This is a genomic window from Carboxylicivirga sp. (assembly GCF_982718395.1).
This window is the reverse complement of sequence record NZ_CEXQWX010000033.1, coordinates 1-14,164: the sequence shown is the minus strand read 5'-3', so window position 1 is coordinate 14,164 and position 14,164 is coordinate 1. Positions and strand designations below refer to the sequence as shown.

Here is a 14,164-nt window from a genome sequence, read left to right as displayed (position 1 = left end):
GATTTTAAAATCCTACCACTCTGGATGTTGTTTAACATTCTTGTTTAATGTAATTTCATCATTAGGAATCGGAAAAACATCATGGCGTTCCTGAACAGCATTACCCGGATAGGTTAAGAACTCATCTTTTGATGGATCATAATCCGGATGATTAATTATTAAGCTGTTTTGCTCTTGCATGGTTTCAACTAAAATGCCCCAACGCACCAAATCAAAACGACGATGGCCTTCATAACAAAGTTCACGACTGCGTTCATCTTTTATCAGCTCAAATAACTGATTTTGAGACAAACCTAGTCCCTGATCAGCTAAATAATCCTGAACAGTGGAAGCTCCCGCTCTCAAACGAACGGCGTTAATTTGATCCAATGCATCCAGCGTTGGCCCATACAAGTAGTTTACTGCTTCTGCTTTCATTAACAGAACATCGGCATAACGCAACAATGGAAAATTAATAGAGGTATGCCAGCGATTAATGGCACCTGTTTCTAAAAGTAACGCACTATGAGTTATCGATCCATCAGGATTTTCGGTACTTACACGTTGTACGCGGCGCCATTTGCCTGGATACCACCTTAATTTATTGCCAATATCGCCCGGGAAGCTATATACTCCGTCGTCATAATTGATATTGTAAGGTACAACATTCCAGCCATGCCGGGTATCTTCATTCTCAGCAGGGATCTCCTCATACATTTCTCCATATAACTGGTTAATCGTTGGTGTTACAAACACCATTGGGGTACTTTCAGGATCTGTATTATCACTTCCTTCAACTTTTGGAGCATTAAATTTACCAATAAACCCACCAAGGTTTCGCTCATTTGTGTAAGTGAAATTTACTTCCCAAAGTACTTCACGGCTATCTTGGGATTGCTGAATTTGATTAATAAATACATCTGCATAATTATCCAACAAGCTATGTTTACCACTATTTATTACGGCCTCACTATGCTCTATTACCCGGTTATAGCATTCATCAATACCATAATCACCGCCTTGGGTTCGGTTACCAGCCAAATGAAGAAAAGTTCGTGCCAATAAACCATGAGCCACATACTTTGTAACCCGACCATAAGCAATAGCTTCCTCAGGTAGCATAGCCACTGAAGCTTCCAGATCTTCTATAATTTGATTGTAAACTTCGGCCGGTTCAACATTACCAAGATGTAAATCACCATTTTCTTCAGCAATATCAACAAATGGTAAAATGCGTACTGGAATGTGTTCATACATCCGAACCAGATTTAAATAAGTCATTGCTCTAAGCGTTAAAGCTTCTCCAATAATGGCTTGCTTATCCAATGCACTTAACCCTGAAATTGTATCGCGCCCTTCAATATTATAAATTACATCATTAGCTCGAGATATTAGCGAATAGGACATTGTCCATATCTTTTTTACATCGACAGTAAAGGCGTTGTATGTAAATTTAGATAATTCACTTCCTCGTGTTGTTCCTGCTATTTTACTATGCAGTAGCTCATCATTACCGGCACTTAACCATATTGATAAATGCTCGTCGTACAAATCGGCCATATTAGCATATACTGCTGCCAATGCCATCTCTGCCTGATTTTTATCTTCGTAATAATCTTCACGTTTAAACTCGTCGGCCGGCTCAAGATCAAGAAAATTACAACTACTTGCCAGTGCAATCATGCCCAGCAAAAAAACTTTTATATTTAAATTATATCGTCTCATGTTGTTGTATTAAAAATGATTTAGAAAGTGACATTTAAACCAAGGGTATAGGTTCTTCCTTTCGGATAGGCCGAATAATCAATACCTCGGTTGAGAGCTTCATTTTTGACCGACACTTCCGGATCGTAACCTGAATATTTTGTAAATACAAAAACATTATCAACAGTGGCCGACAGCCTTATGCGTTCAAAGTTTATCTTATCGCTTATATTCTTTGGTAAAGTATAGCCTAACGCAATGTTTTTAATACGGATATAAGAACCATCTTCAATCCAGAAATCACTCATCATTTTACCACTGTATACCGGAATATATGTACGTTCTCCTACCGGAGCAGCCCAAACACCATCATCAACAGGATTGTCAGGTGTCCATCGATTAGCTACTTCTGCCAGGTAATTGCGATTTCTTTGTGCTCCAGGAACACCAAATACCGCCCTGTTACCATTAAAAATATCATTCCCATAAGACCAAGTCACTAAAACACCTAAGTCAAAGCCTTTGTATTCAAATGTATTTTGAATACCTCCATGATGAAGTGGATTAGGGTTACCAATAATATCACGATCATTTTCATCAACAATTCCATTACCATCTAAATCGGCGTATTTCGGCATCCCCGGTGCCAGTGTACCAGCTGTATGTTCCAGATCAATAACGCCATCTCTTAATGTATATTCACCTGTTTGAGGATTGTGAACAAAATCATCAACCTGGTAGGTTCCCACTCGTTTGTACCCATACATTACGCCAACCGCTTCACCAACAAACAATCCGTAAATATTCTCCTCAGAAAAAATACCGCCAACGTTAGGGTTATAAAGTCGCTCATCTTCGCCAATACTTAATTTTAACACCTCGTTACGGTTAAATGAGATATTAAAGTTACTCGTCCATTTAAAATCTTTGGTATGAACATTAACCGTGTGAAGAGACAGTTCTAATCCATAGTTTGAAATCGAACCTCTGTTCTCTTTTACACCTGTGAATCCTGCAGAAGGTGGCACCAAAGCATCGAGTAATAAATCATCGGTCAGTTTATAATAACCTTCTGTTTCGAGTATGATACGGTTCTTTAAGAATCCCATTTCGATACCAACATTGTACTGCTGGGTTGTTTCCCACTTCAAATCAGTATTCGCCAGTTTTTTCTGGTAAATGCCCGGGTAGTAGTTATTACCGAAATAATAACCATTGCCGCTACCATATGTTATTACAGAATCAAAATTACCAACCCGGTTATTACCCGTTGTACCAAAACCTGCTTTAAGTTTAAGGTTTGAGAATACATTTAAATTCTGAATAAAGCCTTCTTCAATGGCACGCCAGGCAATTGCGAATGATGGGAAATACCCAAATTTATTATTCGTTGGGAATTTCGAAGAACCATCGGCTCTGAATGAGGCTGTTAATAAATACTTGTCGTTAAATGTATAATTCACACGCCCTAATCCCGACATTAATCGGTTTTGTGACAAACCACTTTGTGACACTTGCGGACTTATACCTAAACTAAAATCATTCCATCCAAAATCATCAAATGGGAAAAGGTTACTTTTCATGAAAGTGGTAAAAATCTGCGTATCCTGAAATGTTAAACCAGCCAATACATTAAGATGGTGCTTATCTTTACGAAGGTTATAAGTCAATGTATTTTCATTCACCCATGAGCGACGTAACGATGTATTAATGCTACCATTAATTCCATCAACACCTCGCCAAGCCTGATTGGTTCCTTCATTGTAAAATGTTTTAACAGATTTATTATCGTAGGTATACCCAAAGGTAGTTCTAAACTTCAGGTTTTTAGCCACCTTATAATTCAGATAAGTATTAACCTGTATCACATCACGCGGTTCAGAACGATCTGTATTATTTAAAGTTAAAACCGGTGGAAAATAACCTGCATTTAAGTCTTCTAGCTCATCCTGCTCTTCATCTTCACTGATTGGCAAAACAGGACGAAACATGATGGCACTTTTAATGGCACTTACAGTTGAAGTAGAAATTTTCATTCCTTCATATTCCGTGTTGGTATATGATGCATTTATTCCTACCTCTAACTTTTTATTAATCTTGTGGTCAACTTTCAATCGTCCCGTGAAACGTTCAAAGCCAGTACTTATCATTGTACCTTCTTCATTTACGTAACCAAATGATGAGAATAAACGAGTTAAATCATTACCAGATTGCATTGATACATTGTATCGGTTAAAATTACCTGGTTGGAAAATTTCGTCCTGCCAATTCGTTCCTTCGATGTTTCGATATAATTCCGGATCAGCATATGAAGTACTGCCTAACTCTTCCTGTAACTTAACAAACTCATACGTCGACAATACATCTAACCTTCTTTCTTGCGGTACAACGCTTACACCATTTTGCACATTGGCATTTATTTTAGTGATACTTTCATCAGTTCCACTCTTTGTGCTGATAATAACAACACCATTAGAACCACGTGAACCATAAATAGCAGTGGCTGATGCATCCTTTAAAATATCGATACGTTCAATGTCTTCCGGTGCAATTGTGGTAATGTAAGTTGGATCGTCAACCGGAAAACCATCTACAATGTAAAGTGGATCAGAGCTACCGGTAATAGAGTTGCTACCGCGTATTTCAAAAACCATAGCCTGCCCAGGTCCTCCCTCTGCCTTGTTCAGGCGAACACCGGCCAAACGTCCTTGCAACATGTCATCCACCGAAGTAGAAGAGTTATCTGCAATTTCATCAAGTTTTATTGATTTGATGGAGCCAGTGACATCTTTTGCTTTGGTAGTTCCGTATCCAGTCACAACAATTTCTTCTAATTCCTCAAGATCACCTACCATTGTTATGGTCAAATCTTTGTTAAGTCCAACAGGAACTTCTTGCGTAACCATTCCGATAAAAGAGAAAATCAATACATCACTTTCCTTGGCTCTTATGGAAAACTTTCCTTCATAATCAGTAATGGTTCCCTCTGTACGACCTTTAATGCGAATGGTAACTCCAGGCATTGGATCGCCGGTAGCATCCTCCACAACGGTACCTTTTATTTTTCTGAATTGAGCCTGGGCATATATATCTGTGGTGAAAAACAACAGATTGATAAACACAGCCAGATAAAATGCTCTGCTAATATATTTTTTAGTTTTTTTCATGTTCCAATTGTTTTTAATACATCGCTCTTACCTGCCATTTATAAACAAAGGCCTCACGCCCTATATTACCTAAATCAGGATTCAAGTGAACAGCTTTTAAAGCCAAACGAATTTTCTTTCCAACTAATTCAGCAGGAATATCAAAAGCTTGCGTTCCATTATTGTTTAGCTCAGATTCCTTAATTGGATTAGCATATGGTAACATTCCAGGGGCAAAATTAGAACTTAAGGTTGTCCATGGAGTTTCGAATGGTTCTTCTTCATTGTATAACTCATCTTCACAAACCAATAATGCAAACCGCTGATTAAAATCGTTGTCTACATAGCGTTTGTATGCAACTATCTCAGAATATGCACTACTGGCACCTTCAAGGTCAATAGAATCACTTACAGCCATTGAGACACATTCGGTAGTATTTGTCGAAGTTTTAAAACTGAGAAACAAGGTATTTATAAGATCTCCTGATCCACTCTCATCCATTTCGACGTTCCATGGTGCAACATGCCAACTATTCGTGTACCTGTTACCTTTATAAATTGGACCATTTACACTTTCAGTTAATATCGTAGAATATTCTTCTTCATTTACAATATCAGTATAAATACCAGCATAAGTGAAAGCTGAACTATTAATTAATCCAATATCAACAGCATTGGGTTCTTTTAACTCTGCGTTATAGGCTAATTTCCCAACATTAGCCCCAATAATTTCGATTGTTACGGCCTTAGGAGCAGTATAGTCACCAAGTTGATTACTAACACTGACATCATAAGTTTTGATGATCTTTGAATCCTCTCCAACTTCTACTTCAGCAATCTTTGAAATCTGGCCTGAGTTTTCGTCAATAGTAAAATAATTAAATGGATCCTGCATTGAGAAGGTATATGGCCCACCTCCATTAACATTTGCAGCTGACGTTAAATCTCCCAAGGAGCTCCCATAAAATGAATATAACGAAGGAGTATAACTCAATTTGCTTGGTGCAACCTGTATTGCGTCAAAGCTAAACGCATTTTCAAAGACCTCAGATCCAAAGCTATTACTCACTTTAACATTTAATGAGTAACTACCTGGCAGAATTCTGCAGAACTCTTTAATATTGATAATGCCATTTTCATTATTAATTGAAAACGATGTATTAAGAACATCTTCCGCAGAAGGTCCTGTTATCGATACAATTTCGAAAGTTGCATTTTCACCACCCATTACTGTTGGTTGTATAGAAACATAATCATCGCCTATATGATATGCATCGATAGGCATATAACGTAATGAGTGTGGAACACCTGAATACTTTTCATCGTCGAGAAAAGTTGTACAGGCTGTAATAAATATTAAGGCAAGAGGAATCATTAATTTACTCCACAAATACCTTTTTTTGTCTTTCTTCATAAAGCTGAGTTTACAATTAGTTACTGAATTCATTCACTAAAACAGACTTAAAGTCTTTTTAAGTTTTTTTAGCAAATTTATTCTCGCCTCTACAAGAAGCTAAAAAAATGACTACAGTAGAACTTTCAATCCTAATAATTCAAAAATTAAATACTAATATATCACCCATACATTTTTTAAATATGATTCATAACACACTATTATCATGATATTTGTATATAAATATTTTTAACACATATTACTCAAAACAATCCACACATTAATCCTTGTTTAGTTACTTTACTATTATAATATCAAGTCAAAGAAATAAAAAAAGGATGCCAAATCCCGGCATCCTTATTAAGGCTATAAAAGAAAATATTAAAACTATATCTTCTGTATTTTTTCAATTAAAGAATCTCCACCAGCCACCTGCAACCTCACCAAGTACATTCCGTCAGATAAATTCATTAAATCTATTTTTCTTATATCTCCACCTTTTACCACAGAAACTAAAGCCCCATTTATTGAGTAAATCTCAACTCTTTGAACATTATCAATTCCCTTAATATTCAAGGTATCCTTTGTTGGATTTGGAAATAAATACACTTGTTCGTTTTTAAACCCTAAAATATCTGTTGCAAGATTATCTTCAAAGCACAAGTCATCAAACCACACAATTCCATCACTATCAGGGTTTGATAATGAAAACTCTAATTCAAGTTGATTAAATGTATTCTGAAGCTTATCATATGGCATATCAGAAAAATCAATATCCACTTTTACCCATTCAGCCCCACTATCAACATTAAAAGATTTAGAATATGAACCACTACCATCTTTGGAGAAACTCACTTTGATATCTGTATTATAATCAGATCGAACTTTTACACTTAAAGATCGACTAATCATCAAATCCCAGAATTCATTTTCCAGATTAACAAACAGTTTAGTAGAGCTCGTTGCTCCATTACGCACAATCTTTCCAACCTTAGTAGAAGAATTTACCGCATTATCTGCCGGGTTGTTTACAACACGATAACTTGAACCATTACTACTTGTTAACTGCCAATTTTGTTTTGCCTGATTATTCTTATAATCTCCACCTTCAAAATCCTCCACAACTTTATCTGCACCCGGCAATTCATACTTATTCTTCAGGTGTGCCAATTTAAGCTTTAACTCCTTAACTGTGTTTTCATATTGTCCATCTGAATAAACATTATTAACCTCGTGAGGATCATTTTCAAGATCATACAATTCCCATGCGTCATCTGTATAAAAGTTTATTAATTTATATCGGTGTGTTCTAACACCTTCATGACGTGGTACTCCATGCTTTCCATGATCATAGTAGTGATAATACACGGCATTGCGCCAATCTTCTGGCACATTACCTTCCAAAACAGACTTAAACGACTCGCCTTGCATGTCATCAGGAATATCAATACTTAAATAGTCAAGTATAGTTGGTGCATAATCAATATTCTGTACCATCTCTTCAACATTAGTTGAAGGTTCAATGTGATTAGGGTAACGCATTAGCAAAGGCATTTTCATACCATCTTCATATATAAACCGTTTCTCGTAATAACCGTGCTGTCCGGTAAAATAACTTTGATCACCACAATAAATCACTATAGTGTTTTCAGTTAAGTTATTTGTATCAAGGTAATCCAATAACCTTTTTACATTCTGATCAACACCTGCAACAACTTTCAAATAGTCTTTTATAAAACGCTGATAGGCATAAGCCTTTCCACTTTTCTCTCCCGGTACAACTTCACCGCTCGCCACCAAATTTTCATATTCCTCATTAACAGTGTCGTAGTAATTATGATATGCTTGCCTTTGCTCATCAGTCATACGATTCAACAATTTATAATCTGCAACATCATACGTACCATACCTGGGGAAATAATTATATGCTGTTGTCTCAATATCAGACCTTAGCCTGTTAACAGCTGAAGAAGCATATATTTCCCGAGTGCTATAGTCATCATAAAGCGTTTCCGGTTCTGGAATAGTTTCCCCTTCATAAAGTTCAAGATTCCGAATCATAGGCATACGTGTTACATGAGGTGCCTTATAATGAACCATTAAACAAAATGGTGAATTTTTATTATCATCTAACCATTCTAGTGACTGATCGGTTATAACGTCTGTTGAATAGCCCTCAACTTGTTCTGTAGTACCTGCGTGTGACTTAAAAGTAGGATTGTAATAATATCCCTGACCACCACCTTCAGTTAATATATTCCAATAAGTAAATGCACCTCCGGGATCTTCACCTTTTAGGTGCCACTTACCTATAATAGCGGTCGTATAACCGTTGTTTTGCAATATACGAGGTAACTGCTGTTGGGTATTATCATAAGTTGAACCATTCCCAAATACACCGTTTTTATGGCTGTGCTTTCCTGTTAGGATTGCAGCCCGACTAGGTTGACAAATTGAATTGGCACAAAAACTATTATTGAAAATAGCGCCTTCATTGGCAATTCTATCAATATTAGGCGTGCTATTTATACCATCACCATATGCACTTATTGTGCGATTGGCATGATCATCAGCCATAATTAGCAATACATTTGGCTTCTGTGATGTTGCATTGAAGCTATTTAGCACAAAAAATAAAACAAAAACAAGCTGTTCTCCTAAGTATTTCATATCCAAATTAATTGGCTAAAAAAGGGGATAAAGAGCAACTCTATCCCCTACTATTTCAAAATCTAAACACTATTGTTTAAAAACTTTATAAACAGATTCTTTAATTCCAGCTTTTACATGTATCACATACACTCCATTTGTAAAACCATCGACTTCAACCTGTTGTATATTACTACCCTTTTGAACTTTAACCTTTTTACCTGTTAAGTCAAAGACGCTTACTTCATTTACACTGGCATCTCCAACTAATCGAATTCTACCATCAGAACAATATACTTTTAAATTTTCTATTGGCTCTGATCCAATTCCTGTTGCTGGATCAACAGGAACAACAATATCATCAATATAAAAAGTAATAGGATCTGCACCAGCTGGCATATCACCTACCCCAAAATTAATTTGAAATAGCAATCTTCTCCAAACAGTAGAAGTCTGCGCTAAAGAACCAAAAGTAAATGTAACATCCTGCCAACTACCATTAACTGTTGCATTACTATCATCATTCAATTTTCCATTAACAACTTTTCCAGAAGTTGCTTCATCAGCATTATCCTCAACACGGCACCTTATTCTCCCATTACCACCCGATCTATAATATCTGGCTGTTATAACATTATTGGTTGCGGTAATCAGAATATTATCTAAAACTTCTGTTAGAGGACCAGCATATGCTTTATCGTATTCATTAATAACACTTTTAAGAACAGTATTACTAGCATCTAATGGATCTGCTTCATAGTACGCTATACTATCAGCTCGTTCACCATCCACATCTAATGTGCCATTTATCACCCAGTCAGGGTAGGCAGTACCAATAGTTTCACCTTCAAAATTAAGCGTGTGTGTATTTTGTGCATTTAACATTAATACGCCAACAACAAATAACATAGAGAGTAATAGTTTTTTCATAACATATCGATTTAAAAATTAACATTCGTAAACAAATCTACACTCGATATGTAATTTCCTCAACTATAAGACCTATCCAACACTTTCAGTCTATAATTGCTCAAGTCAATATCTCCTATACAATGCGCACAAAAAACAATATTAAATCCTATATAACAATCACTTAAGCAATCAGTAAAAATAAAATTCTATACATACATAAATCATTATTATTAGCTAAGAGTAATAAGCTTATTAAGGATATTATTCGTCAGAAAACCTTCTTTTATTATCCATATAACAAAAAAAGCACCTTTGATTCGTTAATCAAAAGTGCTTTTTGTTTGAAGAACTATTCTACTGCATACCTACAGTCAAAAATCAATATCGTATAAGCCTTTGGCATCTTTTTCGAACCATTCTACGCTCATGTCCGTCATTGGGTGACTGCGCAAGCGTTCCAGTATCTCGAAGTTAATGGTAGCTGCCTGACTGCCCATCATGCTCACCCGGTGAACCTGGTCAACCGTTTTAAAGCTGGCAGCCAACACTTTTGTATTCAATCCGAATCGCTCAATATTTTCAACAATATTACCAACCACCTCAATACCATGCGATGAAATATTGTCCAAACGATTGACATAGGGTGCTACCCAATCAGCACCGGCTCTGGCAGCCACCAGTGCTTGCTGCTGCGTAAAAATAGCTGTCGCCGTTACATTAATACCGGCATCCTTAATCATGGGCATGGCCTTATAACCTTGCTCAGTTACCGGTATCTTTGCAAAATAATTATCACCCAAGCCATATTTTGCCTTGTAAGCTTTTGCTTCGCGCAACATACCTTCGGCCTGATTGCTGATCATCTGCACGTGCAGCATTTTATCCTGCACAATCTCTATCAACTCCGGTATAATTACCGACATAGGCTTATTGGCCTGTGCGATAATCGTTGGATTGGTAGTCACCCCTTCCAAAGGAAAGTAATAAAACAACTTCCTCAACTCCTCAACATTAGCTGTATCGGCTAAATAAATCATATTCTTTGTATTTATCTGTTACAATAGATCGTTAGATTCTAGACAAAAGACATAAGCCTGATTTTAAACCATTAAAGTTTATAAAACACAAATAAACTTTAAAAAACCAGCCTCTCATTATCAATACCATTCAAAACCTAAGCAACCAATATGTTATAATTGATATTTAATACCAGCGTTTTCACGCTCAAACTATCAGACAAAGTTAGCTAACAAATATTCTTCTGCCTCAACATTCCACAAGCCATTATGCTTTTCACACAATTCGCCCAGTTTTGCATATACCCCATTGGTCTCGCCCATTGCTTTAAAATCGGCAATAGCTGTCAGTGGCATTTCCACATGTGGGTAGATTAGTTTTTTGCCTCCTGGAATATTCGGCAAGTCAAGCGTTGCCTCTGGCACCACATTTAACCCTCCGATATGTGTCACCAATCCTGCCGGATCAAGCCCTCTGGTCATAATCTCCAAAGCTTCTTTCATATCGTATGTATTTCCACCCGATGTACCCACAATGTGCGTGTAAGCATAGTGTACGTTGTAGAAATTCATTTTAGCCGAGAAATCGGTATTAGACGGTCCAGCGAAGAAATTCAGGCAGCCATCGAAACCAAGAATGGCATCACCCTGCTCAATTACCTGAGGTACCGGTGCAAATACAAAAACATCGTTGTACCCATCTCCCCCTGTTATTTCACGAAGGCCAGCAACAGCATCATCCATGGCAGAGGTATTAACATAGCGTAAGTCAATGCCTCGCGATTTGGCAAATTCAACTGTATACAAACTGGCTGCTCTGTCCAATCGCTCCTGATCAATATCGGTTACCACCAAAAGCGATGGCTTGCGGTCTTCGCGACGAAGGGCATAATTGATGGCCGCCAAACCCATTGGCCCAACACCGGCTAAGATGACCATTTTACCACCATCCACAATTTCCATATCGTGCACATAACTACCCGCTTTGGTGTGGTAATTGGCATGCATCGCACCAATTACACAACTTAAAGGCTCAGCTAAAGAAGCCGGATAAAAACCGGGTCCGTCATAGGCCAATAAACAATCTTGTACCATTACATCTTTAGGAATGATTACATAGGTAGCATCGCCACCAATGTGCTGATAAGAATAGCCTGGCGCACTTAACACACCTACCGGGCCATCTTCGTAATAAATGGCTGGCTGAATAGAAAACTTCTGTCCCGCCTTGAATTTATCAGTCCAGTTGGCACCAACCTCAACAATTTCTCCGGCGAACTCATGACCAATGATGATCGGATTTTCAGCTATATCATCTGGCACACGCTTATGGTCCGTTGCCTGATTGGCAGCCTTGTAACTCGACATACATAAACTATCGGTCACTACTTTAGCCAATACCTCATCTTCTGTAATCGGAGGTAATTCAAACTCTTCTATGCGAAGGTCTTTTTTACCGTATAATCTTACTGCTTTTGTTTTCATTTTTTTAAGTATCAAGATACAAGAATCAAGACTATAGCCCTTTAATTCAAATCAAACATCATCATTCAAACATCAAATATCATATATCATTTACCTTAACATTTCCTGCCCGCCTGTAACCGGCACTGCCTGTCCCGTTTCGTATTCCTGATCAATCACGTAAACAATGGCTTTGGTTACATCTTTAACCCGACAACCTCTGCCAGCCGGAACCTGCTTCTCGTAATGCGCCTGCACATCAGCGATAGACTTGGCACCTGGCACCTTACCTGCTTTCAAGTACTGAACAAACAAACCGTTCTCCGGATCGCTCCATAGTGGTCCGTCAAAGAAATTACCCGGACAAATAGAGTTTACCTTAATGTTGTGTGGCATCAGCTCTAAGGCAAATGACTGGGTCAGTCCAATACCACCAAACTTACCTCCTGCATAGGCAAAATTGCGGTTACTTCCTTTCAGTCCTGACTTTGAATTCACTTGAATAATATCCATATAATGATCAGGTGCAGCCATCGAATGCAGTTTCATAACACGAGATGCATGCTTGGCACAATAGAAATAGCCTGTGTAGTTCACTTTGGTCATTAAATCAAAGGTATCCGGATCCATCTCGTCCAGTCCTCCGGCACGCAAAATTCCGGCATTGCTAATGATGGCATCCACACCACCCAGTTGAAGCACTGTCTGGTCAATCAAGTTACGCACCGAACCGGAATCACCCACATTGGTATTCACAAAAATGGCTTTATTATTTCTGCCCTTGCTATTCAGCTTGGTCACCATCTCTTGCCCAACAGTCTCATTTAAATCGGCCACAACAATGTGTGCCCCTTTATCAAAAAGTTCTTCAGCAACACCGCCTCCGAAGCCCTGCGCTCCACCCGTTACAATAACGATGCGATTACCAACCACTTCATTACTTTCCTTACTGAAGGCATCAACCAGAATAGCTCCTTTATTCTTAACTACAACAGCCTTTATAGCCTCATTTACCTGACTAATTTGTTGTTTCAGCTCAGCTATCAACTGCTCTTCATTTTCGAATGCATCTATTTGAATGCAATTGTTTGCATCGATAGCATTATCAATCTGTTTAAGCGCCTCAATTGAATCTACAGCCTTACCGCTTTCATTTGCCATCCCCTTACATGTCACCAGACCTTGCTCCGATAAGCACATTCGGGTTATTGCTAATATATCAATCAACTCCATGAAGTTCTGTTTTACAAGTTACATGTTTTATTACAGCGTTACCAAGCTCATAGAATTCTTTACGTCGCTCAGCTTCAAAAACGCCCTTTTCATCTAAAATACCCTTACCATTTTTTGCAAACAAATATTGGTGAGCAGCTAAAATGCAGGCGCCTTCATAATTGATTTGCATCAACTCATCATCCAGTTTAACGCCTCCTTTAGCCTTCACTTCAATGGGTTGTTTACCCGGACTGTTATGCTCGGTACCAAACGTAACAACAAAACCTTTATCTCTCAGGTATGTTGAGTATTCTTTTAAGGTTTGGTGCGTATTACGGGTAGGTATCAATTCCACCGAATAGATATTCCGACGTTTTAGATCAGCAGCCACCTTGTGCAACTCTCTTTCGAAATCGGTATAACCTTTTACTGCATCTGCCAAAAACGGGTAGGTTGGAACACCTCCGGCCCTTAGTATTATCTCTTTGATCACACTACTCTCAGCAAATGCTTCCGAACTTTCTTCAACATAAGCTGGCTTACCCGCCTTTAATAGCGCACTTCGAATCTCATTTTCCATTCCAGCCGATGAATGTAAATTACTTTCAAAGCATTTATCTCCAAATAAAATCAGATAAAATCCTAACAAACGCGGACGGCTTACGCGATTTAAGTTAAGGCAGCTG

The 14,164-nt window shown here is 37.9% G+C and carries 8 protein-coding genes and 1 pseudogene; all 9 read right to left on the bottom strand.

Annotated features, from left to right (window positions below):
- Positions 1–12 precede the first annotated feature (12 nt).
- On the bottom strand, positions 13–1,704 hold the full coding sequence (locus AC4MRQ_RS08420; RefSeq protein WP_491197221.1) for a RagB/SusD family nutrient uptake outer membrane protein: 1,692 nt from the start codon (positions 1,702–1,704) through the stop codon (positions 13–15).
- Between the two features lie 20 nt (positions 1,705–1,724).
- Entirely contained in the window at positions 1,725–4,850 is a 3,126-nt protein-coding gene (locus AC4MRQ_RS08415; RefSeq protein WP_491197220.1) for a SusC/RagA family TonB-linked outer membrane protein, read from the bottom strand.
- 13 nt (positions 4,851–4,863) lie between these two features.
- Positions 4,864–6,243, bottom strand: a complete 1,380-nt coding sequence (locus tag AC4MRQ_RS08410; protein ID WP_491197219.1) for a hypothetical protein — start codon at positions 6,241–6,243, stop codon at positions 4,864–4,866.
- Positions 6,244–6,609: 366 nt separating this feature from the next.
- Entirely contained in the window at positions 6,610–8,892 is a 2,283-nt protein-coding gene (locus AC4MRQ_RS08405) for a sulfatase/phosphatase domain-containing protein (protein ID WP_491197218.1), read from the bottom strand.
- Between the two features lie 69 nt (positions 8,893–8,961).
- A complete protein-coding gene (locus AC4MRQ_RS08400; protein WP_491197217.1) occupies positions 8,962–9,801 on the bottom strand; it encodes a T9SS type A sorting domain-containing protein in 840 nt (279 codons plus the stop codon).
- Between the two features lie 353 nt (positions 9,802–10,154).
- Complete coding sequence (locus AC4MRQ_RS08395) at positions 10,155–10,820, bottom strand: transaldolase family protein (RefSeq protein WP_491197216.1); 666 nt, start codon at positions 10,818–10,820, stop codon at positions 10,155–10,157.
- A 195-nt stretch (positions 10,821–11,015) separates the two neighbouring features.
- Entirely contained in the window at positions 11,016–12,284 is a 1,269-nt protein-coding gene (locus AC4MRQ_RS08390; protein WP_491197215.1) for a zinc-binding dehydrogenase, read from the bottom strand.
- 90 nt (positions 12,285–12,374) lie between these two features.
- Complete coding sequence (locus AC4MRQ_RS08385) at positions 12,375–13,496, bottom strand: SDR family NAD(P)-dependent oxidoreductase (protein WP_491197214.1); 1,122 nt, start codon at positions 13,494–13,496, stop codon at positions 12,375–12,377.
- A pseudogene (locus AC4MRQ_RS08380) lies at positions 13,483–14,164 on the bottom strand (hypothetical protein); the annotation flags it as partial. The pseudogene AC4MRQ_RS08380 and the gene AC4MRQ_RS08385, both read right to left, overlap by 14 nt.